Origin of the sequence: Psychrobacillus sp. FSL K6-4046, from assembly GCF_038624605.1 — a bacterium.
In the GTDB taxonomy this organism is placed as follows: Bacteria; Bacillota; Bacilli; order Bacillales_A; family Planococcaceae; genus Psychrobacillus.
On the sequence record NZ_CP152020.1, the window covers coordinates 2,734,979 to 2,759,811 of the forward strand.

The window sequence follows — 24,833 nt, forward strand, 5'->3', positions numbered from 1 at the left end:
GTTACTTCGACTCCTTCTCTGTATAGTAAGCTAATTGCTCATCTAAGTTATATGGATTTTCTTCATACATAATATTTATTAAATCAGTTACTTTTTGTTTTGGAGCAGAATCTGCTTTTTTAATAGCATCTTTAATCTCTTCTTTTGCTCTCTCAATAACTTCTGCTTCTTTTTCTTCGCTCCAAATACCTTTACCTTCCAAATACTTGCGGAAGCGTACTAGCGGATCTTTTTTCTCCCATTCTGAATCCGTTTCAGATGTACGGTAGCGTGTAGGATCATCACCAGCCATTGTATGAGGGCCATATCGATAACAAACCGTCTCGATTAAGCTTGGTCCTTCACCTTTAACAGCACGGTCTCTAGCATCCTTCGTTGCAACATATACTGCAAGTGGATCCATACCGTCTACTACGATACTTGGTAAACCAGCCGCAATACCTTTTTGTGCAATTGTTTTTGCTGCTGTTTGTAACTCACGAGGAGTGGAAATAGCGTACTGGTTGTTTTGGACGATAAACACTGCTGGTACACGGAAAGCACCTGCGAAGTTAATACCTTCGTAAAAGTCCCCTTGTGAAGAACCACCGTCTCCTGTATATGTAATAGCAATAGATTTCTTACCGCGTTTTTGCATACCTAAAGCTACTCCAGCTGCTTGAATAAATTGCGCACCAATAATAATTTGTGGTGGGAATACGTTTACACCTTCTGGAATTTGGTTACCCATAAAATGACCACGTGAAAATAAAAATGCTTGCCATAATGGTAAGCCATGCCAAACTATTTGTGGAACATCGCGATAGCCTGGTAGGATGAAATCTTCTTTTTCACATGCGAAATGGGAAGCAAGCTGGGAAGCCTCTTGCCCTGCTGTAGGTGCATAGAATCCTAAACGACCTTGACGATTTAACGAGATAGAACGTTGATCTAATATTCTTGTGTAAACCATACGACTCATTAATTCAACTAAATCTTCTTCCGATAAATTAGGGTCTGCTTGCTCATTAACAATTTCCCCGTCTTCATTTAAAATCTGGAACATTTCAAACTTTTCTTCGATTTCATGAAGCGTTTTCATTGGGTCAAACTGGTTTTCTTTGTTTGAAGCCATAAAGCACCTCTCCTTTTTCTCTGTATTAAAATAAAGTTGCACATTGATTGGTACAATATCAATTACTTCTTAGTATACTCAAGAATAAATGGTCGGTCAATCATCTAGAACTCTACCATTTTTATATTAGAATATTAAAAAAGTTTAATTCTGTACTACTCATTAATTTAATCTGTACTATATCAGTTTGAAGAAATCGCCTGATTTTTATTACACCTTTAGCACCTTTTTCAAACAGAATTTCTATACTGGTATATAAACCACCTTTTCGATATACATACCACCTCTCCTATTTTTTACACATTTTTTATTTTTATGCTCATAGAAAATCACCTTAAAGATTAATAGGATAACCTAATAAAAATTCTAGTGATTCACTTTCCGTTACAACTCGACCATTAATAATCAGTCTCTATATGTTTTGACTCCTAATGTTGAGCTTATCGCTCACCCAGAGGAAAGCTTCTGGGTGGTGCGGAAATCAACCTTCAGATTAAAAAATTTATTTGCATCATATAAATCAACCCTCCCCTTTATCAGAGCCTAAATATAAAAATACCCCGCAAATGTTAATTATGTTACTAACATTTGCGGGGCAACTATTCATAAGGCAATCTATTATTCTTCTTTTTGAAGTGTGGAAAAAGCCTGATCTTTTACTTCATTTAATTGTTTTGTTAAATCATTAAATTCTTGAACTGCTTGTTGAACTGCTTCATTCTGCTTATTAACCTCTGCAACCTGTTCTTGAATTTTAGATACGTCCGCTTCTTCGTCTAAAAGCATATTATAAAGAGCGTCTTGTAAGCTTGCAAGAGAGTTATATTGTTCAACCAACTTATCGTAAGAATCATATCGATTTTTAAAAGCATCTTCTACTGAACGGATACTTTCCTTTTCGGATTCCTCTTTAGCATCAGAAATAACTGACTCTAGTTTTGTAAGCTTATCCTTTGCTTTAGATATGGAATCCTTTTCTTTTTCTACCAGTGTCATACGTTCTTCTAATAGATTAGCAGTTGCATCTACTTGAGCACTAAGCTCTTCTTTTTGGTCCTGAGTTAATTCCATCATGCTTTGAAAATTTCCCTGTTCCTTTAACTCTGTTTCCTTCAAGGAAGTCTGAACTTCTCTATAGCCTTCTTCTGCTTCATAGATTTCAGTTAAAGCATCAGATAATTTTTCCTGAGTACTTTCTCCAAAAGAGCAGGCAGACAATAGTAAAAGTGACATGAAAGGAACCACGAATATTAATTTTTTCATTCCGTAACCTCCTATACCCATTTTCAACTATAATTGTTCTAGTTACTAAATTCAACTGACTTATATACCTTTTTGTTTAGTAAAACGACATAATTCGATATAATAGAAATATGAAATTTGAAAGGACGATCAAGATGATTTTAATGCCTAACATTATTAGAGATGGACATCCTACTCTACGCAAGAAAACGGAAGAGCTTACCTTTCCACTCACTGAGGATGAAAAAGCTCTGGCACATGATTTATTGGAGTACGTTATAAATAGCCAAGATGATGAAATGGTGAAAAAATACAACCTTCGTCCTGGAATTGGAATTGCTGCACCCCAAGTAAACCAATCTAAAAGAATGTTTGCCATACACCTAATGGATGAGAACGATCAGGAAATAAGCTTTGTTGCAGTTAACCCTAAAATTATTAGCCATTCCGTAGAAAAAACATATATACCTTCTGGTGAAGGCTGTCTATCTGTAGACGAAGTTATTGAAGGGTATGTTCCTCGATATGCCAGAATTACAGCAACTGGATTTTATCCAGATGGAACTCCATTTAAGAAACGTCTAAAAGGTCTGGCTGCTATCGCCTTCCAACATGAATTAGACCATTTGAATGGCATTATGTTTTATGACCATATCAATCCACAAAACCCTTATGCGGAAATAGCAGATGCATTTCCTTACGAAAATAAATAATTAAAAAGATTGGCCTCTACGGAGACCAATCTTTTTTTAATAAGGCTATGTTAAAGAGCAGGGTTGATTTATGATGCAAAGAAATCTTAATTGATTTTTCGCTCATATCGCGGACGATTTTTCGTGTTGTGAGCGAAAAGCGCTAATAAATATACTCGCATAAACTAAGTTGAAATACTGTCAACAACCCTAATTTCATCATCTATTTATGTTCTTAATAGCCATTTGAATGTTCCTTTGTTTAGTTAATCAAAATCAACCAATAACTTGAACAAAGCTTTTCATAATAAACGCTCCGCTCTCCGCTCCTAAAGCAACTACCCATTAGTTTATATCGGACAATTTTGGCATAGCAGACAACGCTCCAAAGTTTGTAGCACAAATAGATCCGAGCTTATTCCCAAAAGCAATATATCTGATCCATTCTTCCCTAGTTTCAGGCTTACCTTCTGACTGGATTTTTGATAGAATTCCTGCCATAAATGCATCTCCAGCACCGGTTGTATCAACAGCTATTACCTTTTCAGTTGGAATATGAACCAGTTCCCCTTCGATCATGGCGTATGTTCCATTTGCTCCTACTGTTACAAGGATTACGGAAATATTATATTCCGCTAATCTATTAAGACCCTCTAATTGAGTATTAGCTTGAGTTAAAAAGAGAAGTTCTTCCTCCGTGATTTTAAATATATCTACGTCATGAAGAAACGAACAAATTGTCTCTCTGCATTGCTGTTCAGTATTCCATCTTAAAGGGCGAATATTAGCATCAAACGATATTAGCGCACTAGATTTCTTCACTTCATCTACTATTTTTCTAGTAGTCTCTCTAGCGATTGCATGAAATAATGTCCCAGAGCAAAAATGGAAAGCACTTGCTTGATTAAAAGCATTCAAGTCTATCATAGAGAAATCTACTTGTAAGTCAGGGGTATCATCTAAATAAGTATGAAAATGACGATCGTTATTTTCTGTTAAGTGCACATAAACTCCACTTATAGATTTTTCCGGGTCGACCTGTATATAAGAAAGGTCAACTCCTTCTGCTTCTAGCTCCCTTTTCACAAATTTAGAGGTATCATCTTCTCCGATAATAGTTATAAAAGAGGAAGAAGAGCCTAGTCTGCCAATACCTGCAGCTACATTTACAGTGGCTCCCCCTAAAAACTTTTTAAAGCTCTTATTTGTCTGATCCTTTGAAATATAGTCAACAAAGGCATCGCCATATACTAATACGTACTTATTACTTTGCTCTATCATGTGATACTCCTTTAAATTAGCTTTAATTGCCTCATCGCATTTACTAAACCATTTTCTGAGACATGTTCTGTAACGATTGTTGCGTGTTTTTTAAGTTCATCTACAGCATTTCCCATAGCTACACCTGTACCTACGAACTTCAGCATTTCTACATCATTTAATCCGTCCCCGAATGCAACTGCATTTTGACGAGTTTCTCCTAAGTATTCTAAAAGTATCTCAATCCCAACAGCTTTAGACATGCCCTTAGGGAGCACATCACAAGATACTCTGTGCCATCTTACAAAGGACAAGTTAGGAAATGCACGTTCATACTCCTCTTGTACTTCTTCTTCACAAAAGACAAGTGCCTGATGAATATCATTATTTAAATAAAAGTTTTCTGCCTGTCTCGGAAAACCAACCTTTAATGTTGAAATACTTTCAATTACATCTTGATGATCAGGTACATTAGAAACCATCTCATGACTGTCCATATATACTAAAGGTTGGTCTTTCAAAGCTGCAAACTCCGAAAGTTTTTTTAGCTCTTCCTTATCTATAACACCTTTATGTATGGTTTTGCCCTCAAATTGAACAATTTGACCATTATAAGTTATATAAGAATCAATTTGAAGTTGATCTACGATTGCTTTAGCAAGAAATGGCGCCCTCCCAGTAGCAATTACAGTAATATGTCCATTTTCTCTCGCTTGTTTAAACGCTTCTTCTACCCCTTCAGGAATATTTTTCTCTAAATCTAAAATGGTTCCATCTATATCGAAAATCAATACTTTTTTTTTCATTATTTTTTTCTCCCTTTTCAAGTTAAATTATTTGACTTTTCTGTTAAAATCCTTTACAAACTCCACAATTTCATATATAATACGTCATAAGGAGTGGATTGCCATGTTGAAACGCTTGAAAAGAAAACTGTTGCGGCGACTCGGCGGAATGCTCAGAAACAAAACTATTGCTTAAGTCAAATGTCTTGCCCTTCAAAATTTGGAGGGCTTTTCTTTATTTTAAATAAGTAGCGTGATAATATAAAGAGAATTGATTTATTTTGAACGTGAAAAAGGAGAGTATAAAAATGATTTATAAAGTTTATTATCAAGAAAACGCACTAGAGGTACCAGTTCGCGAAAACACTAAAAGCTTATACGTAGAGGCTGATTCAGAGCGTGAAGTTCGTTCACTTCTTATAGACCGCAAGTATAATATTGAGCTTATCCAGCTGCTTGAAGGTAACCACTTGGAATACGAACAAGCAAGTCCAAATTTCAAAGTAGAAGAGTTGTAATTCATGAAATTTGTAAAAAATGACCAAACAGCTGTTTTCGCCCTCGGCGGACTAGGTGAAATCGGCAAAAATACGTATGGCGTTCAATTTCAAGATGAAATTATTCTAATTGATGCTGGTATTAAATTCCCAGAAGATGATCTTTTAGGAATCGATTATGTGATCCCAGACTATACTTATTTAGTCAAAAATGTGGACAAGATTAAAGGCCTTTTTATTACCCACGGACATGAAGACCATATTGGTGGAATTCCTTACTTACTAAAGCAACTCAATGTCCCAGTTTACGGAAGTAAGCTAGCATTGGGTCTACTTCGAAACAAGCTAGAAGAGCATGGCTTACTTCGTCAAACGAAAATGAATGTAATCGAAGAAGACGATGTGATTAAGTTCAGAAAAACAGCTGTAAGCTTTTTTAGAACTACGCATAGTATACCTGATGCTTTTGGAATTGTGGTAAAAACTCCACCTGGTAATATTGTGCATACAGGAGATTTTAAATTTGACTTTACTCCTGTCGGCGAACCTGCAAACTTAACGAAAATGGCAGAAATCGGTCGTGATGGCGTTCTTTGTCTTCTTTCAGATAGTACTAATGCTGAAGTTCCTAACTTCACAATGTCCGAACGCAAAGTTGGAGAAAGTATGGATTCCATTTTCCGTAAAGTAAATGGTCGTATTATTTTTGCAACCTTTGCTTCGAATATCCATAGACTTCAACAAGTAATAGACGCTGCGATTCATCATAATCGCAAAATTGCTGTTTTTGGAAGAAGCATGGACAACAATATTACAATTGGACGAGAGCTAGGTTATATTACAGCCCCTAAGGAAATGTTCATTGATACAAGCGCATTAAACCGATTACCTGCTAACGAAGTTTTAATCCTCTGTACAGGTAGTCAAGGGGAACCAATGGCAGCTCTTTCTCGAATTGCTAATGGTACTCACCGACAAATTCAGATTCAGCCAGGAGATACCGTAGTATTTTCTTCTTCTCCTATCCCAGGTAACAGAGCAAGCGTTAATAGAACGATTAATCTGTTATTCCGTGCGGGTGCTGAAGTTATTCATGGTTCCTTGAACAATGTCCATACTTCTGGGCATGGCTCTCAGGAAGAACAAAAGCTAATGCTACGTTTGATGAAGCCAAAATTCTTTATGCCAATCCACGGTGAGTTCCGTATGTTAAAAATCCATACAGAATTAGCGGCAGATTGTGATGTTCCTATCGAAAACACGTTTATTATGGAGAATGGACAAGTTTTAGCTTTAAGCTCCAACGAAGCACATATCGCAGGACGTATCCCATCTGGAGATGTCTATATTGATGGTAGTGGTATCGGGGATATTGGTAATATTGTATTAAGAGATCGTAGAATTCTTTCTGAAGAAGGCTTAGTAATAGTAGTTGTTAGTGCGGATATGGAAAGAAAGAAAATTGTTTCTGGTCCAGATATTATTTCTAGAGGATTCGTGTATATGCGTGAATCTGGCACCATGATTAATGAAGCACAGCAAATGCTAAATAAACATTTAAGATTTACCATTCAAGACAAAGCAATAGAATGGTCTGAATTGAAAAACGAAATTACAGATGTTTTAAGCCCTTATTTATATGAAAAGACTAAACGCCGTCCAATGATTTTACCAATCATTATGGAAGTGTAAATAATATAATCTAATCTAGTAGCTTTCTACTAAATATCTTCGACTGCAATCATCCACGAGGTTTTCGTGCTTGATTGCAGTCGTTTTTTAATTTTATAATTGCTTTTTTATAGTAAACACGAATAATTAATAGAGAATACAAAAATTGAAATGATTTTAAACAATAAAGTAGTATTGATTTTCGCTCATATCTCGGACGCTTTCCGCGGGGGGAGCGAAAAGCCACCACCCATCGCTTACGCGCGTGGTTGTGATGCCTTATCTGTCTCCCTCCTCCCGCTGGAGCATTCCTGTATGATTACTTTACAGGCTCTTGAAAAAAAAAGAACCCTCTTATATGATGCTAGAGTAACAACAACCAATTGAATACTCAAAACATATATAGGAGGGCCCCTTATGAATAATAGTATGAATCATAAAATTAATCAAGTAACTGAAAAGACATTGGTCATTGGGATCGATATCGCCAAGCGCAAACATTACGCCTGTGCTGTAGACGACCGTGGACGAGTATTGCATAAGTCATTCCCTATCAGACAGTCGGCAGAAGGATTTACGACCTTCTATGAACAGCTACTCGCATTAAAAAACAAACACGAGAAATCAGAAATCCTTGTTGGGTTCGAACCAACGGGACACTACTGGATGAACCTAGCGGCCCATTTAACAGCGCATGGCATCCGCTATGTGCTTGTGAATCCTAGTCACGTGAAGAAATCCAAAGAATTGGATGACAATCTACAGACAAAGAACGATGTGAAGGATGCGATGGTCATCGCCAAGCTAATCCGCGATGGGCGGTTCAGCTTCCCACGCATTTTAGAAGGTATCGAAGCGGAACTGCGCAATGGTGCATCCCATCGCGCCTCGCTTCAGAAAGAGCTTGGCATCATTACCAATCGAATCATTCGATGGACAGATCGGTTCTTCCCAGAATTCCAACATGTCTTTAAAGACATCGGGAAAACCGGCCTAGCAGTGCTGGAGAAAACACCATTACCAGAGGACCTTCGAGAAAAAGAAGTGGCGGAGCTACTCCCTTTCTACAAAGAGGTGGATGGGTTAAAGTGTGTCTCTTCTCCCAAAATAATAAAACTCAAGGAAGCCGCTGAAATCTCGATCGGGTTGACCGAAGGCCTGGAGATGGCTCGATTTGAGATTCATACCTTGGTTATGCAATATAGACTCGTTCAACAACAGTATGAATTACTGGCAGAACGGTTACAAGAAATCGCTCAGAATATGCCCGATTATCTCTTTTTGGTATCTATCGAGGGGGTCGGCCCCAATACAGCCGTCGAGCTGTTATCAGAGGTAGGGCCGTTCACTAACTTTCATAGTCCACGCCAAATTATCAAACTAGCGGGACTGACATTACGGGAGAACTCCTCGGGTGAACAAAAGGGACAAAAGAAGATTTCTAAACGAGGACGCAGAAAATTGCGTGCAGCCCTCTTCCGAGCCATCTTGCCTATGATTCGTTACAATCCTGCCTTTAAGGCACTGTATCATTATTATATTGAACGCCCAGTAAACCCTTTAAGAAAGAAAGAAGCCATGGTGGTCTTATGTGGCAAACTATTAAAAATCGCACATGGCCTCTGTACGAAGAAACAGATGTTTCAGTCAGAACGCATGATACAAGACCTGACTGTTCTTCAAACGGCAGCGTGAACCATTTCATTAGTTATTAACTTAGTTGGATGACATAGAGAGCTGGCACAACCGCGACATTCGACTTCAAGTCCCTGCTGGAGCATAGCCGGCCTCTGCCTTATGACTAGACCGAACGAAGGAATGTATGCGTGCGACGCAAAGAGATATGGGAGGGTACGTCATCATAAGTTCTGCAGAGAAACAGAGTGCATCCAAGAATAGTATATTTATGGAATTTTTAACCAGGATATTTAGCGGAGCACAGCCTTCGTTTCCAATATTTTTAATAAGTGGTTTAATAAGGGTGCAAAAGATCAGTAAGACGAGTTAAAAAAATTTTTTTCACTTTAAAATACGTAATGAAACCATTGGTACGACTACATTTTAAGAGGGAGTCGCCGCCTACCGTTACAATCAATATAGAGAAAATGTTCGTGTTTAATCGGTAAAATGCTGTTTACAAAAATAATACAAAAAATTTTATGCATACAAAAAGCGAGAAGGTAAACATACCCTACTCGCTAAGTTACTTACTCTATAGTAAACAAAATGATGGAACATAGGGGACTTGAACCCCTGACCCCAACACTGCCAGTGTTGTGCTCTCCCAACTGAGCTAATGCCCCGTATAAATCATGTAATAATATTGTAAGGGAAAAAAGTAGGAAAGCAACCCCTTTTTGGGAGATTGCGGTTATAAATTGATGTCCTTAAATCTAGCTGGATAAACGAGTCTATTAAAATATCCCGTGATGGATAGGCTGATAGCATATCGCTCATCCAGCAAAAAGCTGCCAACTAATTTTTCGACAGAATGAACACTTCATTTATTTAAGAAAGAACCTTCTTTTCGAAACGATTGATATCCACGTCTGCTCCAATGATGATGAGCACATCATTCAGCTGCATCTTATCCTGTGCCTGTGGAGATACAATAATCTCTTTTCCCCTTTTTACCGCAACTATATTAATACCGTATCTAGCTCGTATATCCAAGTCCACTATAGAGAATCCAGCAATTTTTTCATTTACTTTAATCTCCATAATAGAATGCTCATCGGAAAGCTCCAAATAATCTAAGACATTGTTGGACAGGATGTTATGAGCGATTCGTATCCCCATGTCCCGCTCTGGATGAACTACTTGATCGGCTCCAATTTTACGTAACACTTTTTCATGATAATCATTTTGAGCTTTTACTGTAATTTTCTTCACACCTATTTCTTTTAGCATAAGCGTTGTAAGAATACTAGATTGAATATCATCACCTATTGCAACAATAACATGCTCAAAGTTTCTAATCCCGAGCGATTTTAAGACTGCTTCGTCTGTCGTATCCGCAATCACTGCTTGGGTTGCTATGGAGGCAAATTCATCAACTCTTTCTTGTACCTTATCAATGGCCATAACATCGGCGCCCTGCTCCATTAACTCTTTGACGATACTTCCACCAAAACGACCTAAACCAATAACAACAAATTCCTTCTGCATAGCTGCGCCTCCTAGAACTAATTGCCATTAGTTTAACACAACAGTGGTTCTACTGCTATCTAGATTTCCATCATTTTTTAAACCCATGCTTATTATTAAAAATTAGATCTCTTTTATCAAGAGGACAAGTCGCTTTTCCAACATTTGCAACCCTCTCTCGCCAGCCTGTCTGTGTCGCAGTCGGCCTTTTTTATCAAACAAATAAAAATTTGGTACAAGCTTACACTGGTACATTTCAGATAGCACCAAATCATGATCTAGACAAATCGAGTCATAAATTCCTGCAGCAGAAGCTGTCGACTTCACCAAGCTTTTACTCGCATCTTCAGGAGACCTAGGCATATGAATAGCAATGACATTAAACTGATTTTTATACTTCTCTTTCCATTTATTTATCAATGGTGGAGCAACCTTACAGGCATCACAGCTAACAGACCAAAAATAGACAAGCAAAGGCTTTGTACCTAATAACTGTCCCTTTGTCCACGATCCGTTTAACCATTTAGTCGTAATAGGAAACTCCGGTAACTCCTCTCTCAAATTCATCCATATCTCTCCTTTATCCGTCATCCATATTCAGTCTATGCAACTAAGAGACAGTTGCATCTGTTAGTTGGAAAAAATTTTTTTTGTATTATCTTTAAAAAGTTGTTAAAGTAAACTTAAAGTTATGTTAAAATAAACTTTGTTTTATGGAAAAGCTCTTTATTTTACAAAAGAGAAGGAGCGTAATTACATGCAAATTGGTAGAAAAATTAAACAGTTAAGGCTGAAAAAAGGTTTAACACAGGAAGAACTAGGCGAGAGAACGGACTTAAGCAAGGGTTTCATATCCCAGCTGGAAAGAGATCTAAATTCTCCCTCCATTGAAACACTTTTTTCTATCCTAAATGTTTTAGGTTGTAAGCCTAAGGATTTCTTTGACGATGAACATAGTAGAACTAAGGTGGTTTTCCAAGAAGAGGAGCAGACTGTTTACATAGATGAAGAAAAAAAGTACAAGCTTCACTGGCTTATTTCTGAATCCAATGAAAACGATATGGAGCCAGTATTGATCACTTTTGATAAAGGCGGTCAGTTTAAAGAGTTTGAACCTTCCTTATCTCAAACTTTTATATATGTTTTACAAGGTCGCGTCGAGTTACAACTTGGCAAACAACACTACTTTGCTTCGGCTGGAGAGTCCCTCTATTTTGAAGCGGCAGATCATCATCTTTTAAAAAATGCATCAGATGATATCTCCAAGGTTATTTATGTCGTCACGAATTCTTATTTATGAAAATGGAGGGTTATTATGTCAGAGACACCTATTATTCGCTTTGAAAATGTTACTAAATTTTATGATGAGGACACAACAGTTCTTAAAGACATTAATTTTGAATTAGAGCGTGGAAAGTTTTATACATTGTTAGGCCCATCTGGTTGTGGGAAAACAACTATCCTTCGCTTAATAGCTGGTTTCATGCAGCCTTCAAATGGCAGTATTTATCTTAACGGGAAGCTAATTAACAATGTGCCAGCTAACCAACGCCAAGTAAATACAGTGTTTCAGGACTACGCTTTGTTTCCTCACTTAAATGTATTTGAAAATGTAGCATTCGGGCTACGTATCAAAAAATTAGGAAAAAAAGAAATAGAGGACAGAGTATTAGAGGCGTTAAAATTCGTTAACCTAAACGGCTATGAAAATAGAGAGATAGCAGAGATGTCTGGAGGACAAAGACAACGTGTCGCTATTGCTAGAGCTATTGTCAATGACCCTGAAATTATACTACTAGATGAGCCCCTTTCAGCATTAGACTTAAAACTACGATCCGAAATGCAATACGAGCTTCGTGAGCTGCAACAACGTCTAGGTAAAACATTTATCTTCGTTACCCATGACCAAGAGGAAGCACTTGCAATGTCGGATGAAATCTTTGTCCTAAATGCTGGGAACATTGAACAAAGTGGTACGCCTATGGATATTTACGATGAACCGATTAATCGTTTTGTTGCAGACTTTATTGGGGAGTCTAATATTGTTGAAGGAACAATGGTAGCAGATTTCCGTGTTCGTATCGGTGGCAAGGAATTTGAATGTGTAGACCAAGGTCTAAACCCAAATGAAAAAGTCGATATCGTTATTCGTCCAGAGGATTTAGAAATCACAACGATTGATAAAGGAAAAATGAAAGTTAAAGTAGATACCCAATTGTTTAGAGGAGTTCACTATGAGCTTTCCACTTATGATGAAGAAGGAAATGAGTGGTTAGTGCATTCAACTAAAAAGGCGGCCGTAGGTGAAATGATTGGCTTGAATTTTGATCCAGAGTCTATTCATGTTATGCGTCTGAATGAAACAGAAGAAGAGTTTGATAAACGCCTAGAGTCTTACGGAGAAGACGCTTATGGAAACTAAAAAAGCTAGGGCGCTTTATCTAATACCCTACTATGCTTGGATTCTGTTATTTGTAATAGCTCCAATTGCATTAATCGCTTATTATTCCTTCTTCGACTTAAGCGGAAACTTTACTTTAGATAACTATCAAAATTTCTTTACGTCTGTTTATTTAAAACTAACACTTAGCTCTTTCTGGTATGCGTTCCTAATTACTTTGTTCTCATTATTAATCGCATATCCAACAGCTTATCTTTTGACTAAAACAAAGCATAAACAATTATGGTTACTTTTAATCATCATTCCATCATGGATAAATCTATTATTAAAAACATATGCATTTATCGGTATTTTCGGCTTATACGGCCCAATTAATGCTTTCTTAAATGTATTCGGTATAGGAGAGCAACAAATACTATTTACTGATTTCAGTTTTATTTTCGTTTCGGTATATATTTTTATACCATTTATGATTCTTCCGATCTTTAACTCACTCGATAAGTTAAATCCTTCTCTTATTGATGCAAGTAAAGATTTGGGAGCTTCTGGTTGGACAACCTTTAGAAAGGTTATCTTCCCTTTAACAACAAATGGTGTAAAGGCTGGAGTTCAAGCAGTATTTATTCCCTCTTTATCCCTATTTATGATTACCCGCTTAATCGCTGGTAACAAAGTAATTACTTTAGGAACAGCTATTGAGCAACAATTCCTCGTAACTCAAAACTGGGGAATGGGTTCAACGATCGCTGTATTCTTAATCATCTTCATGGTAATCGTAATGATTATTACAGGGCAAAGAGATAAGGGGGCAACTTCCAATGGGAAACACAAGTAAGGCAGCAAAAATATATTTAGTCCTTATTTTCGTCATTCTTTATGCTCCTATTTTTTATTTGATATTCTATTCATTTAACAGCGGCGGTACGATGAATGAATTTGACTCCTTTACTTGGGAGCATTACACAGCAGTATTTTCTGATACTCGCTTAATTATGATACTTATAAACACAGTTATAGTCGCATTACTATCTGCTTTAATTTCAACGGCTATTGGAGTTCTAGGTTCCTTAGGAATCGTTTATATTAGAAACAAATCATTGAGAAATTCGATTTTATCGTTAAATAACGTGTTAATCGTAAGTCCTGACGTTGTCATTGGTGCGTCATTTTTAATTCTTTTCACTATGGTGGGCGTTAAGCTAGGATTTGCCTCTGTGCTTATTTCTCATATTGCTTTTAGTATTCCTATTGTTGTTTTAATGGTACTTCCAAAGCTCCAAGAGATGAACAGCTCATTAATCGATGCTGCAGCTGACTTAGGTGCAACTAGAAGAGACATTTTAAGAAGGGTTATCATCCCTTTCATCAAGCCAGGTATTTTCGCAGGTTTCTTTATGGCACTTACTTATTCTTTAGATGATTTTGCAGTCACCTTTTTTGTAACAGGAAATGGTTTTAGTACTCTATCTGTTGAAATATACTCCATGGCTCGAGCTGGAATTACTTTAACGATAAATGCACTTTCAGGTATTATTTTTATCGTAACATTGTTCTTAGTTGTAGGTTACTACTTCATTAGCCAACGAGGCGGTAAAAACCTGACAGGAATGGGGATACGTAAATGAAAGAGATTGTAAGAGCAGCTGTAGCCATTATAGTTGTATGTATCGTATTATTTATCACAAACGATTATTTAGGAAAAAGTGCAAATAATGCCGGTAGTGATACTGTTACTGTCTTTAACTGGGGAGAATACATTGATCCTGAGTTGATAAACCAGTTTGAAGAAGAAACCGGATATCGTGTGGTTTATGAAACCTTTGATTCAAACGAAGCCATGATGACAAAAATTGAACAAGGTGGGACTTCCTATGATATAGCTGTCCCTTCAGAGTATGCTATTGAAAAAATGAAGGAAAATGATTTACTCTTGCCAATCGATCCTTCCAAGTTACCAAATCTAAAAAACGTTGATCCTTACTTTTTAGATTTACCTTTTGACCCTAAAAATGAGTTTTCTATCCCTTATTTTTGGGGAACAGTAGGAATTGTTTATAATCCTTCCCTATTGGAGGGACAAACATTTGAAAGCTGGGATAATTTATGGGATCCATCCTTAGAAGGCAAAGTATTGTTAGTAGATGGAGCACGTGAGGTTATTGGAATGGGATTAAATAGCCTAGGTTATTCCTTAAACTCTACTGATGAAAATGAGCTTCAAAGTTCTCTTGAAAAGCTTCAAAGCTTGACTCCTAATGTAAAGGCTATTATTGGCGATGAAGTAACGCAGCTGATGGTAAATGAGGAAGCAGCTGTAGCCCTTACTTGGTCTGGACAAGCTGCTGACATGATGTGGGAAAATGAAGAACTAGACTATTCTGTTCCTGAAGAAGGCTCTAATTTATGGTTTGATAATATGGTAATTCCAAAAACCTCCGCGAATGTCGATGGTGCTCATGCATTCATTAACTTCATGCTAGATGCAGAGGTTGCTGCCCAAAATGCAGATTATGTTGGTTATTCCACTCCTAATACTGCAGCGATGGAAATAATGGATGAAGAGGTTATCGCAGACGAGCGTTTCTATCCTACGGAGGAAGCTAGAGATAATTTAGAAGTATACAAAAATCTAGGTCTCGAAATGCTAGGCCATTACAATGAATTATTCTTGAAATTTAAAATGGGAGATAATTAATTTCAACATATTATTATAAATTAAAACGTGAAATTAATTTCGATATGCTCCCCAATAGGTAGACAGATGAAACTGTTTACCTGTTGGGGGTATTTTTTTATGGCGCGAAGTAAGCTTTTTTATTGAACAACCTCCCAATTTTTAATAAAATTAGTCTTCATAAATATCATTGCAGATCATTCAATCTAATCCTACTCTTACGTTCATTGTCGCGACGAATGATGACTTACTTATCCACTTCCCCCGTCGAAAGCGTCCTCTGTATATGCTTAAACCAGCTATTTCATTAATACTTTATATTGCTATTATATTGCTATTATTTATTTTACACAGTACTCTAATTGAAGAAAATTGTATAACTTTTCGGGACACGAAAGTATGTATTAATGGGAAAATATGATATTATCGATAGATGAATAATAGTACGAGAGAAAGCAGGAGTCGTTATGACAGAGAAAAGAAATAAATTTGCATTATATATTCTGATGTTCAATATGTTTATTGTAATGTCAGGGATAGGGATTGTTATTCCAGTAATGCCTTCTTATTTAGAAACTTTTGGAGTTGCTGGGCAAGCCTTAGGTTTTATTATCGCATCCTATGCCTTAGGACAATTTATATTTTCTCCATTAGCGGGAGAACTATCTGACAAACATGGAAGAAAAAGAATGATCATTATTGGCTTGATCATTTTTGCTGTTTCACAATTATGGTTTGGGATAGCTACTCAAGAATGGATGCTCTATATTGCAAGATTTATGGGTGGAGTTGGAGGAGCATTTTTAGTACCTGCAACGATGGCCTTTGTCGCTGACATCACAAGTTATGAAGAACGTGGGAAAGGTATGGGGTTCATTGGAGCTTCCATGTCACTAGGCTTTATGATTGGGCCGGCTATTGGAGGATTTTTAGCAGGAGTTAGTTTATCCTTTCCATTTTATATGGCCGCGGTAGTTTCTTTTCTTTCCGCAATAGTATCCTTAATCATTTTGCCTGATATTAAAAATGTAATAACTGATTTAAATCCAGCTATAAAAAAACGTGAAAATATTCTTACTCAAATGAAAAGCTCGATTTATACACCTTACTTTATGATGTTATTTATCATTTTTGTATTTTCTTTTGGAATCGCCAACTTCCAGGCAACCTTTTCTTTATATGTAGATCACAAATACGAATATAGTCCGCAAAGAATAGCCGCTATTTTAACGGTAGGTGGATTTGTGGGAGTAGTTATTCAAACAGTAGTCATTGATCGCTTATTTAAACGTTTTGGTGAATTAAACGTTATTCTTGTCAACTTAGTTGTGGGAGCCGTCTCATTAGTTCTATTCTTTTTAGTAGATTCCTTTTGGCTTATCTTGTTTTTAGCAACAGTCTTCTCGATTGCTACTACATTGATTAGACCAGCTGTTAATACCATCGTTTCTAAGCTCGCTGGCAATGAGCAGGGGTTTGCTGCTGGTATGAATAATGCGTATATGAGCTTAGGTAATATGATTGGCCCAGCACTTGCTGGTATATTATTTGACGTAAATATTAACATACCGTTTTTAGTAGGTGCTGTAATTTTACTTTGCACTTGGGTCATTACACTTGTTTGGGTTAAAAAGAAGAAACCTGTCATTCTATGATAAAAGCGCAACAGAGGAAACAAGCCTCTGTTGCGCTTTTACATTTTATCGTTTTTTCTTTTCTCTCACTAGCTTTTCCATATTACTGGACTTTGTTGTAGTGGAAGGGGTAATTGCTTTTTTAGGTTTCTTAAATGGTAAAATTAGCTGTTTAAATCCAAATCTCCTGATTGTTATATCGATAAAGAAAAGGATTATCGCAATTAATATTAATATCTGTCTAATAGGCTGTTTTTCGGAGCTAGTGACATCCATATCTCGGAACGCCTCTGCTGGTTCACTTAAAAGTTCTCCACCAGTTCTATTTGTTATAAGCTGTAGTTTTTGGACATCTGGCTGTTGGACCTTATATTCTTCACTATAAGGAATTGATATTCCAGCTTGATAGACAGCGTCCTGTTCATTGGAAACTCGGAAAAATACAAGTCCTGGCTCGCTCTCAACCGTGACACGTGATTTTCCAGGCGCCAATGGCTCTGAACTTACTTCTAGCTCTTCCCCTTTTTCATTGACCGCTGCCACTTCTATAAAGGATGATTTTCCAGATGGATCTGTTACGGTATAGCTTCCATCACTTGCTTTTTGAATCGTATATGGCACTTCACTATAGGATGGAAGCATCCTAGAGACTGCTGTGTTCCAAAAATCTCCCCAATTATTCCAACGAGCAAAATCTCCACTCCAGGCACCGGTAGAATCAGAAGTAAAGGCAAGTGTTCTTCCTAAACCATACATCCATTCAGCTAAAACGGGATCTTCCTTCTCACTTTGTGCAATAACATTCGCAGTTTGTTTTGCAGTGGTTGCAATATATGCGTTCATCTGCGGAACTCCTTCCACAAACAAACTAGACCATGTCGGGTCTCCATAAATAGTCGGGTAGAACGGATTATCCTCTATATAGGTTCTGGAGATGATTGCCGTTTCAGTAGACATAATCGCTGGAATGGTAGATTCATCCTGTACTTCATAAAATGTTCCGCCCCCCATTTCTGCAAGGCTTTCTAATAAAGCACGGTCTGCATCCTGACCAACCGCTACAGTAGAAACAGTTATATTGTTCTCTTTTCCATCTTCTATTAAAGTTTGATAATCATTAGACGAGCTTGATTGGCCATCTGTCAGTAAGATAATATGTTTTCGCTGTAGCTTCAATGGTTGTAACTGCTCGTATGCTTGCGCAAGGCTTGAATATATTTCAGTTCCTCCCCCTGCGCCTACAGAAAGGATCTTTTCAACCGCGTCTTCCCTGTCTGTGAGTGGCTCTGTCTCAATGATCTGCCATGGTTTATCATCAAAGGCTATGAAGCCTAAATGATCATCGTCTCTTAGCATTTCTACCGAACGTGCAGCTGCCTCCTTTGCATATTCCATTTTAGAGCCAGCCATACTTCCTGACCTATCCATCACTATAATAAGTCCTAATGAAGGCAATTGTTGCTTCCCTTTCACTTCCATCTCAACGGGTAATAACTTTTCTATAGGTGTTTTAAAATATCCCCCGAGTCCAAAGCTATTTTGTCCGCCAACCATCATAAATCCAGTACCGAAATTTTTGACTGCCTGTTCGATGACGTTCATTTTTTGCTCTCCAACAAGATGCCCTGGAACGTTGTCGAAAATAATTGCATCATAGGCTAGATAATTTGATAAATCATATGGCAAGGAACTAGCAGAGATAACATCTGTAGTAATTGCCTCTTGGTCAATTACTTGAGTAATATTAGTTGTAGCATCCTCATTAGTGACAATCAGCAGTCTTGGAGAGCTCTCTACATTCGTAACACTCGTAAGCTTATTGTTCTCGATTAAAGCATCCCCTTGAACGATCACCTGTACGTCATATTTCAACAGACCTTCACCCTTAGACGTGTTACGGAATGTAAAACTATTGGAGCCCTGTTCCAAGGATACTTGTTCTCTAGATAATAATTCATCGTTTTGATAAAGTAATAGCTCTGCATTAGTTGCCTTAGTAGCCTCTAATTCCACATTTAGCTGCTGTTGTTCTCCTTCAAAGGCTACAGGTGGTGTCTCAAATGTAGTAATAGCTACATCCTCTGATGATATTCTCTCAAGCTCCACCACATCAACAGTTACATTACTACCTGTCATTTTCATGAGTTCGTCTGCCACCGAGCCACTAGTTTCAATTCCATCGGTAAAGAGAACAATTCGTGTAGCTTTGTTGGGATCAATTATTCCAGTAGATAATTGCAACGCTTTAGCTATATCTGTATTACCAGGTAAATCCATTGGGCTGAATACTGGAAGCTTTATATCCTCATTCGTTAATGCTATCTCTGACTGAAAATTCTCAGCGAAAGAATAAACTCCAACTAGATGTTTGTCTGTTTGAGCATCTAAGCTTTTTTCAATCCACTCAGAAACCTGTTGTTCCGTACCTTGAACGGAAGCAGAACGATCAATAAGGAAAACTACCTGTTCCTCTTTGATCGGCATTAATAGATACGGATTCGTAAGACCAAGTATTAAACAAAAAATAGCAAGCAGGCGGATAAAGAAAACTACAAGACCTTCCTTCTTCCAGTGCTTTCTGTCTTTATTCCATATCCATATAAAATAAATAAGAATAGGTAGTGATATTAATAGCAATAGTGGTTGATCAACTCGTAAATCCACGACGTCTTTGCACCTCCCACTCGATAACAAACAACAAGAGCAATAAAACAATTAGAAATGGAACTAGCGAAAATTGTTCATGATTCTCGGATTGCTTATCTGTTTTCTGAGCCCCAATGGAATAAGAAGCTCCTTTGGAAATTTCTTTTTCTTTTTGTGATAATGCTACCGTAAAGTATTTTTCTTTTTCACCTGAACGTATAACATACACACCGGGCTCTCTTGGTGCCATAAAGGCTCCTCCATTTTCAATAGAATATAAATAGGAATCCTCCATCGTATATATTTCCCATTCGTTCGTCGTACTGCCTAACGATTGAGGTTTTCTTTCATTTGGAGTAAATGTTCCTAAATATAGATTACTATTGGATAGCTGTTCTTTTACGCTCCACATAAATAATGGGAAGGAAGGACTTAATGGCCAATCAGTCATTTGTATATCGGAAAGCACGACTACATCGCCTTTGGTTGATACCTGTATAAAGGGCTTATTATCGACCGTTGCAATTGTAGAATAGCCTTCTACTCCTGGGTATACACTGCTCACATAAATATCCGATAAATCAGCAAAAGAAAATAACGGGTGCTCCACAGTTTGAACATTACCGTTCACTTCGATTGGCGTCACATCATTTCTTCCAATAAATAAGGCTGGTCTTTCCATTTGATCTATCAAACCAAACTGATTGGTAGCGAGTATACCTTCTTCTTTTACTAAGCTTACCTGCTCCGATGGTATACTGCTCATTTCAATCCCTAGTGATTGAAATGCCGTACGAACCAATGTATGTAGCGAGCTATCTATGTAAATCTTAGAAAGCTGGTCTTGCATAAATACAACCATTTCATTATCTAGGAGATAATCATCAGAAACATCAATAGTAGCTTTAAGAAAGCTTGCCTCCTCCAACTCATTAAAAGAAAGAGTCACCGTTTCTCTAGGTGGCAAAATAACCGCCTCTTTTATAATATCCTTCTCTCCATTTGATACGGTTAAAGAAGCATTTTGTTCTTCGTTCGTTTGATTGTCAATTTGGACCAATGCTGAAGTTCCGTTTTTCATCTTTGTAGCCCCAAAACGTTTAATGGATATATTATCCACTTCCGCTGGCTGTCCAATAACATTCCAGCTGACATTTTCATAGTGTAGGGGTAGTGTCTGTTGATCAAGCTTGTCTGTGAATACATAAACCGAAGTATCTTTCGTTTGAAAAAAAGATTGAGCAAAATCTAGTGTTTTGGAAAAGGCCTCATCCTCATATGTCACTTCTAATTTATTTATTTCATTTTTTATATGATTTATATTTGTTTCTTGTTTTAATACAGCAGTTGGTTCATTTCCTGTAGTAATAAGGGTGAACGGCTTACCAGATAACTGCTCAATCATATCAAGCATTTCTTGTTTATGAAGGTCAAATAAATTCGTATTATTAATATTTACTTCGATACTAGCGGATGTATCTACGACAAAGATAACCTGCTCTCCTGCAAGTGCTTCTTTTTTCCAATAAGGCTGAATCAGTGCAAGAACAAGTAAAATCATCGCTAACATCTGAAGATAAAATAAGGCATTTTTTTGAAGGTGCTGTAAATAAGGAGAGGCCCTCGTTTCTTTCATTACTTCCTCCCAAAAAAGCGTAGATGAAACGGATTGCTTCTTATATTTTTTTCGGAAGAAATAATAAAGGAGAACAACTACTGGAAATATTGCTGTCCATAAATATGGTAATTGACTAAAACCCAAATGTACTCACCTCACTGCACCCAATTTGCTCTTAGTAGTTGATGAAATAGGACATGAGAAATGCCCTCATCTGCATTGACCTGTATTAGTTTGATACCGAATTTACTACATAACTTTTCTAAAGCAAGTTGATGCAGCTTTCTTTCCTCATTGTAAGAATCTATTACTCTGGAAGACATAGATATATTTAATTGTTGAGCGGTTTCTACATCCTCCAACTGCATATCACCAGAAAAAGAAGGGGTTAACTCCTCATTCGTAACAATTTGTAACAGTCGTATATCACCCGCAAAGCGAGGTAGTTTTTGTATAAGAGTTCTTAAATGCTCTATGTCCTCCAAGCAATCCGTAATAAGGAATAATACAGTACTGTCTTTCGGCAGAAAGGAGATTGCATTTTTAGCAAAGGAGTCTACCATAGACGGCGGATTCAAATCGGTTATTACTTGTGCAAACGCTTTACGGTAGGTTGCCCCTTTTCTTCTGAAAGGAGGAACTTTTTCATTTGAAACCATGGAAAAGGTAAGTCGATCATCTCTTTGAAGTACAAGGATACCTAGGGAAGCTGCTAATTGCCTAGCAAAATTCCATTTTACTTTTTCTCCCATCGATTTTGAGGAGTCAAGTAGAATATGTACTCTCATTTCCTGTTCATCTAAAAAACGTTTGATAAAATACTTATCTGTTCTAGCATAAACATTCCAGTCAATTTGACGAACATCATCTCCAGGCGTGTATTCCCTGAAATCTGAGAAGTCTAGAGAAGCACCGAATCTTTGGGAGCGATGAGACCCTTTATGCTGTCCACGTAGTTTAGATTTGGTTGCTATAGACAATCGACTTAGCTTTCCAGTCCAATCTTTTGGGATCAAGTAATCCTTACTCATACACTTTGTCCTTGCTTCACTGTTTGTAAAATAATTTCAATTAAGTCATCCGTACTTTTACCTTCTGCTTCCCCCTCATAGTTAAGCAACAAACGATGTCTTAGTACAGGCTTTACTACGGTTTTAATATCAGCTATCGAAACGTGATAACGTCCTGAAACCAAGGCTCTTGCTTTTGCTAGTTTAATAAGGCTTTGCAAACCACGAGGGCCGCTCCCATATTGAACATATTGCTGAACTTCTGGGACGACAGAAGATTCCGGGTGAGTAGCTGCAATAAGATCAACTGCATACTCTAACATGTCATCCGCAATCAATACTTCCTTAACCATTTGTTGAGCAATAATCAGATCTTCTGCATTCATTACTTTGTTCAAACGAATATCTTGGCTTCCCGTAGTTCTCTTTGTAATTTCTATTAACTCATCTTTAGTTGGATAGGAAACAATTATCTTACATAAAAATCGATCCATTTGTGCTTCTGGCAATGGATAAGTCCCTTCCATTTCAATTGGATTCTGTGTTGCTAATACAAAAAATGGTCGATCCATCTTCTTGGTGTCTCCGAGGACCGTAACAGTCTTCTCTCCCATCGCCTCTAAGAGGGCACTTTGAGTTTTAGGAGTTGCACGATTTATTTCATCTGCTAAAACCATCTGACTGAATATAGGTCCTTTTTGAAAACTAAATTGTTGTTTTCCGCTCTCTAATCGTTCGATCATACTAGTCCCCGTAATATCAGATGGCATGAGGTCAGGGGTGAACTGAATACGTGAAAAGGAAAGGTCAAGTACTTCAGAAACTGTACGGATAAGCATAGTCTTCCCAAGTCCTGGCAATCCCTCTAAAAGTGCATGACCATCTGCTAAAACACAATAAATAGAAAATTCTACTGCCTCTTTTTGTCCAACAATAAATTGACCTATTTCCTGGCGAACTGTTTCTAAACGTTTACTCATATTGATATAGTCTTCAGTTGTTAACTCCATAGTTTCCTCCATTAATCGTTATTTTCTACGGATGAGAAATAATCCTGAACAATCCTCTGTAAATCAGAAGGGAGCTGCATTCTTTCCGAACTCTTTAAATAGGAGTCCGTGTATTCATTGATGACTTCCTCGTATGATTTAACCGTACCTCTAGTTGTCGGTGCTTCTGCTGGCTCTTCACTAGAAGAGTCACCCTCGCCAAGGCTTCCACTGTCTACACTCGTATCTCCAGTACCACCTATTCTAGATGGAATAGAAAGGAGGTCCCTTCCTCCAGAACCCTTACCAGCGCCTTGTCCTCCTGAACCTTGGCCTTGACCTTGACCCTGCCCTTGGCCTTGGCCTTGGCCTTGGCCTTGACCTTGACCCTGACCTTGACCCTGTCCTTGGCCTTGACCTTGACCTTGCCCCTGGCCTTGACCTTGCCCCTGGCCTTGGCCTTGCTGTCCTTGGCCTTGGCCTTGCTGTCCTTGACCTTGTTGGCCTTGACCTTGCTGTCCTTGGCCTTGCTGGTTATTGTTACTGTTATTATTTGAATTTGTATTACCTTGTGCTATATTGTTCGAGGAAAATGGAAGCTTTTTCCCCATTTTACTTAGAGTAGAGTGAGCAGATGCTGAACTTTTTGCCAATGCGCTATTAGACTCCTTTAAGGAAGCAAGCTCTTTTAACTCCGCTTCGTTTAAAGAGGCTCCCTCTGATCCATCTGAGTTAGCCATATTTTTCTTTTCTTCTAGTTTTTGTTCCTTAAGAGCAAGCTCCTTTTGTTTTTTTATAAGTTCTTTCAATGCTTCTTCAGCAAGTTCTGTATCCTTCAATGATTCCCTTAATTCCTCTAAATCCTTTTTTACTGCTTTAGATAAATCTTTTTTCTCTAGTTTCTCTACTTCCTTCTTTATATCACTTATTATTTGTTTTTCTTGTTCAATATCTTTTGCTTCTAATTGAGTAGTCGCGGGAAACGTGTATAACAAAAGAATCGCCGCACATGACATGACTAACCCGACCATCCATTTTACTTCAAAATAATTCTTTTTTCTTTTTTTAAATGCCTCAAAAGCTGCTCCCCCACTAGTTTCAGCTTTGCGCAAAATACCTTGAGCGAGGGGGTTTTTATTGTGCATAAATGACACGGCAGTCATTAGAACATTATCTGGGAAATATGCATCTAACTGTTGAAGAGCAATTTCTTTCTTCGGCCTTTTCCAAAATGCCCATCCTAATAAAGTGACAAAAACAATAATGGCTAATGACCAGGCATAAATTGTGTAATATGGTAAGACAAATAAGCGAGAAATTAGTAAAATCACAGCAACAGAAAGAAATGCGTAAAATAGTGCTCCTTGGAGCATTTTAAAATAGTGCTCAATTGCTAGGCTATATCTAGCTTTTTTAATCCACTGAATCAATCTGTTTCTGTCCTCCATTTACA

21 protein-coding genes and 1 tRNA gene are annotated in these 24,833 nt (G+C 37.5%); 10 read left to right on the forward strand and 12 right to left on the reverse strand.

Annotated elements, in window-relative coordinates; all coding sequences use genetic code 11:
- Position 1 precedes the first annotated feature (1 nt).
- Together pdhA and MKY09_RS13570 are read right to left on the reverse strand one after the other, a co-directional pair.
- The gene (pdhA, locus tag MKY09_RS13565) at positions 2 to 1,114 is read right to left on the reverse strand and encodes a pyruvate dehydrogenase (acetyl-transferring) E1 component subunit alpha (protein ID WP_169358925.1); all 1,113 of its coding nucleotides are present in this window, start codon (positions 1,112 to 1,114) and stop codon (positions 2 to 4) included.
- A gap of 618 nt (positions 1,115 to 1,732) precedes the next feature.
- Positions 1,733 to 2,377 carry a YkyA family protein gene (locus MKY09_RS13570; RefSeq protein WP_342566874.1) on the reverse strand — a complete coding sequence of 215 codons (645 nt, stop codon included), beginning with the start codon at positions 2,375 to 2,377 and terminating at the stop codon, positions 1,733 to 1,735.
- Positions 2,378 to 2,511: 134 nt separating this feature from the next.
- On the opposite strand from MKY09_RS13570, the gene def reads away from it, so the two are divergent.
- A complete protein-coding gene (def, locus tag MKY09_RS13575; RefSeq protein ID WP_169358923.1) occupies positions 2,512 to 3,069 on the forward strand; it encodes a peptide deformylase in 558 nt (185 codons plus the stop codon).
- 324 nt (positions 3,070 to 3,393) lie between these two features.
- Here the strand turns inward: def and MKY09_RS13580 are convergent, their stop codons facing one another.
- On the reverse strand, positions 3,394 to 4,329 hold the full coding sequence (locus tag MKY09_RS13580) for a carbohydrate kinase (RefSeq protein ID WP_342566875.1): 936 nt from the start codon (positions 4,327 to 4,329) through the stop codon (positions 3,394 to 3,396).
- 11 nt (positions 4,330 to 4,340) lie between these two features.
- Positions 4,341 to 5,114, reverse strand: coding sequence for a Cof-type HAD-IIB family hydrolase (locus tag MKY09_RS13585; RefSeq protein ID WP_342566876.1), 774 nt, complete (start codon positions 5,112 to 5,114; stop codon positions 4,341 to 4,343).
- Positions 5,115 to 5,401: 287 nt separating this feature from the next.
- Here MKY09_RS13585 and MKY09_RS13590 point away from each other — a divergent pair, with 287 nt between their 5' ends.
- The 3 genes from MKY09_RS13590 (at position 5,402) to MKY09_RS13600 (ending at position 8,956) form a co-directional block, all read left to right on the forward strand.
- Entirely contained in the window at positions 5,402 to 5,611 is a 210-nt protein-coding gene (locus MKY09_RS13590; RefSeq protein ID WP_298471874.1) for a DNA-directed RNA polymerase subunit epsilon, read from the forward strand.
- A gap of 3 nt (positions 5,612 to 5,614) precedes the next feature.
- Positions 5,615 to 7,282 (forward strand): ribonuclease J1, encoded by a 1,668-nt coding sequence (gene rnjA, locus MKY09_RS13595; protein ID WP_169358919.1) that lies wholly within the window; start codon positions 5,615 to 5,617, stop codon positions 7,280 to 7,282.
- Positions 7,283 to 7,678: 396 nt separating this feature from the next.
- Positions 7,679 to 8,956: an IS110 family transposase gene (locus tag MKY09_RS13600; protein WP_342566877.1), complete on the forward strand. Its 1,278-nt coding sequence runs from the start codon at positions 7,679 to 7,681 to the stop codon at positions 8,954 to 8,956.
- Between the two features lie 535 nt (positions 8,957 to 9,491).
- Here the strand turns inward: MKY09_RS13600 and MKY09_RS13605 are convergent.
- From MKY09_RS13605 to MKY09_RS13615, 3 genes are all read right to left on the reverse strand, one after another.
- A tRNA-Ala gene (locus MKY09_RS13605) sits at positions 9,492 to 9,564 on the reverse strand.
- 205 nt (positions 9,565 to 9,769) lie between these two features.
- Positions 9,770 to 10,429: a TrkA family potassium uptake protein gene (locus tag MKY09_RS13610; RefSeq protein WP_169358918.1), complete on the reverse strand. Its 660-nt coding sequence runs from the start codon at positions 10,427 to 10,429 to the stop codon at positions 9,770 to 9,772.
- A 102-nt stretch (positions 10,430 to 10,531) separates the two neighbouring features.
- The gene (locus MKY09_RS13615) at positions 10,532 to 10,975 is read right to left on the reverse strand and encodes a TlpA disulfide reductase family protein (RefSeq protein WP_342566878.1); all 444 of its coding nucleotides are present in this window, start codon (positions 10,973 to 10,975) and stop codon (positions 10,532 to 10,534) included.
- Between the two features lie 190 nt (positions 10,976 to 11,165).
- On the opposite strand from MKY09_RS13615, the gene MKY09_RS13620 reads away from it, so the two are divergent.
- The 6 genes from MKY09_RS13620 (at position 11,166) to MKY09_RS13645 (ending at position 17,138) form a co-directional block, all read left to right on the forward strand.
- Complete coding sequence (locus MKY09_RS13620; protein WP_169358916.1) at positions 11,166 to 11,708, forward strand: XRE family transcriptional regulator; 543 nt, start codon at positions 11,166 to 11,168, stop codon at positions 11,706 to 11,708.
- Between the two features lie 15 nt (positions 11,709 to 11,723).
- Positions 11,724 to 12,830 carry an ABC transporter ATP-binding protein gene (locus MKY09_RS13625; RefSeq protein WP_169358915.1) on the forward strand — a complete coding sequence of 369 codons (1,107 nt, stop codon included), beginning with the start codon at positions 11,724 to 11,726 and terminating at the stop codon, positions 12,828 to 12,830.
- Entirely contained in the window at positions 12,820 to 13,644 is an 825-nt protein-coding gene (locus MKY09_RS13630; RefSeq protein WP_169358914.1) for an ABC transporter permease, read from the forward strand. The genes MKY09_RS13625 and MKY09_RS13630 overlap by 11 nt, the downstream gene beginning before the upstream one ends.
- Positions 13,628 to 14,434, forward strand: coding sequence for an ABC transporter permease (locus MKY09_RS13635; RefSeq protein ID WP_342566879.1), 807 nt, complete (start codon positions 13,628 to 13,630; stop codon positions 14,432 to 14,434). Before MKY09_RS13630 ends, MKY09_RS13635 begins: the two co-directional genes overlap by 17 nt.
- Positions 14,431 to 15,504: an ABC transporter substrate-binding protein gene (locus MKY09_RS13640; RefSeq protein WP_342566880.1), complete on the forward strand. Its 1,074-nt coding sequence runs from the start codon at positions 14,431 to 14,433 to the stop codon at positions 15,502 to 15,504. Before MKY09_RS13635 ends, MKY09_RS13640 begins: the two co-directional genes overlap by 4 nt.
- 446 nt (positions 15,505 to 15,950) lie before the next feature.
- The gene (locus MKY09_RS13645) at positions 15,951 to 17,138 is read left to right on the forward strand and encodes an MFS transporter (protein ID WP_342566881.1); all 1,188 of its coding nucleotides are present in this window, start codon (positions 15,951 to 15,953) and stop codon (positions 17,136 to 17,138) included.
- Positions 17,139 to 17,183: 45 nt separating this feature from the next.
- Here MKY09_RS13645 and MKY09_RS13650 read toward each other — a convergent pair whose 3' ends face one another.
- From MKY09_RS13650 to MKY09_RS13670, 5 genes are read right to left on the reverse strand one after another with little or no spacing between them, the layout of a single operon-like run.
- Positions 17,184 to 19,781 carry a VWA domain-containing protein gene (locus MKY09_RS13650; RefSeq protein WP_342566882.1) on the reverse strand — a complete coding sequence of 866 codons (2,598 nt, stop codon included), beginning with the start codon at positions 19,779 to 19,781 and terminating at the stop codon, positions 17,184 to 17,186.
- A complete protein-coding gene (locus MKY09_RS13655) occupies positions 19,765 to 21,525 on the reverse strand; it encodes a BatA and WFA domain-containing protein (protein ID WP_342566883.1) in 1,761 nt (586 codons plus the stop codon). Before MKY09_RS13655 ends, MKY09_RS13650 begins: the two co-directional genes overlap by 17 nt.
- A gap of 11 nt (positions 21,526 to 21,536) precedes the next feature.
- A complete protein-coding gene (locus tag MKY09_RS13660) occupies positions 21,537 to 22,412 on the reverse strand; it encodes a DUF58 domain-containing protein (RefSeq protein ID WP_169358908.1) in 876 nt (291 codons plus the stop codon).
- The gene (locus MKY09_RS13665) at positions 22,409 to 23,401 is read right to left on the reverse strand and encodes a MoxR family ATPase (protein ID WP_169358907.1); all 993 of its coding nucleotides are present in this window, start codon (positions 23,399 to 23,401) and stop codon (positions 22,409 to 22,411) included. The genes MKY09_RS13660 and MKY09_RS13665 overlap by 4 nt, the downstream gene beginning before the upstream one ends.
- Positions 23,402 to 23,412: 11 nt before the next feature.
- A complete protein-coding gene (locus MKY09_RS13670; protein WP_342566884.1) occupies positions 23,413 to 24,828 on the reverse strand; it encodes a hypothetical protein in 1,416 nt (471 codons plus the stop codon).
- Between the last annotated feature and the right edge of the window lie 5 nt (positions 24,829 to 24,833).

What these genes read in the sequence shown, in the direction of transcription:
- MKY09_RS13600 (WP_342566877.1), top strand. Translation starts at nt 7,679, where the DNA reads ATGAATAATAGTATGAATCATAAAATTAATCAAGTAACTGAAAAGACA.
- MKY09_RS13665 (WP_169358907.1), bottom strand. Translation starts at nt 23,401, where the DNA reads ATGGAGTTAACAACTGAAGACTATATCAATATGAGTAAACGTTTAGAA.
- MKY09_RS13620 (WP_169358916.1), top strand. Translation starts at nt 11,166, where the DNA reads ATGCAAATTGGTAGAAAAATTAAACAGTTAAGGCTGAAAAAAGGTTTA.
- MKY09_RS13570 (WP_342566874.1), bottom strand. Translation starts at nt 2,377, where the DNA reads ATGAAAAAATTAATATTCGTGGTTCCTTTCATGTCACTTTTACTATTG.
- MKY09_RS13635 (WP_342566879.1), top strand. Translation starts at nt 13,628, where the DNA reads ATGGGAAACACAAGTAAGGCAGCAAAAATATATTTAGTCCTTATTTTC.
- MKY09_RS13630 (WP_169358914.1), top strand. Translation starts at nt 12,820, where the DNA reads ATGGAAACTAAAAAAGCTAGGGCGCTTTATCTAATACCCTACTATGCT.
- MKY09_RS13590 (WP_298471874.1), top strand. Translation starts at nt 5,402, where the DNA reads ATGATTTATAAAGTTTATTATCAAGAAAACGCACTAGAGGTACCAGTT.
- MKY09_RS13670 (WP_342566884.1), bottom strand. Translation starts at nt 24,828, where the DNA reads ATGGAGGACAGAAACAGATTGATTCAGTGGATTAAAAAAGCTAGATAT.
- MKY09_RS13645 (WP_342566881.1), top strand. Translation starts at nt 15,951, where the DNA reads ATGACAGAGAAAAGAAATAAATTTGCATTATATATTCTGATGTTCAAT.
- MKY09_RS13580 (WP_342566875.1), bottom strand. Translation starts at nt 4,329, where the DNA reads ATGATAGAGCAAAGTAATAAGTACGTATTAGTATATGGCGATGCCTTT.
- MKY09_RS13615 (WP_342566878.1), bottom strand. Translation starts at nt 10,975, where the DNA reads ATGAATTTGAGAGAGGAGTTACCGGAGTTTCCTATTACGACTAAATGG.
- MKY09_RS13625 (WP_169358915.1), top strand. Translation starts at nt 11,724, where the DNA reads ATGTCAGAGACACCTATTATTCGCTTTGAAAATGTTACTAAATTTTAT.
- pdhA (WP_169358925.1), bottom strand. Translation starts at nt 1,114, where the DNA reads ATGGCTTCAAACAAAGAAAACCAGTTTGACCCAATGAAAACGCTTCAT.
- MKY09_RS13640 (WP_342566880.1), top strand. Translation starts at nt 14,431, where the DNA reads ATGAAAGAGATTGTAAGAGCAGCTGTAGCCATTATAGTTGTATGTATC.
- MKY09_RS13660 (WP_169358908.1), bottom strand. Translation starts at nt 22,412, where the DNA reads ATGAGTAAGGATTACTTGATCCCAAAAGATTGGACTGGAAAGCTAAGT.
- MKY09_RS13585 (WP_342566876.1), bottom strand. Translation starts at nt 5,114, where the DNA reads ATGAAAAAAAAAGTATTGATTTTCGATATAGATGGAACCATTTTAGAT.
- rnjA (WP_169358919.1), top strand. Translation starts at nt 5,615, where the DNA reads ATGAAATTTGTAAAAAATGACCAAACAGCTGTTTTCGCCCTCGGCGGA.
- def (WP_169358923.1), top strand. Translation starts at nt 2,512, where the DNA reads ATGATTTTAATGCCTAACATTATTAGAGATGGACATCCTACTCTACGC.
- MKY09_RS13610 (WP_169358918.1), bottom strand. Translation starts at nt 10,429, where the DNA reads ATGCAGAAGGAATTTGTTGTTATTGGTTTAGGTCGTTTTGGTGGAAGT.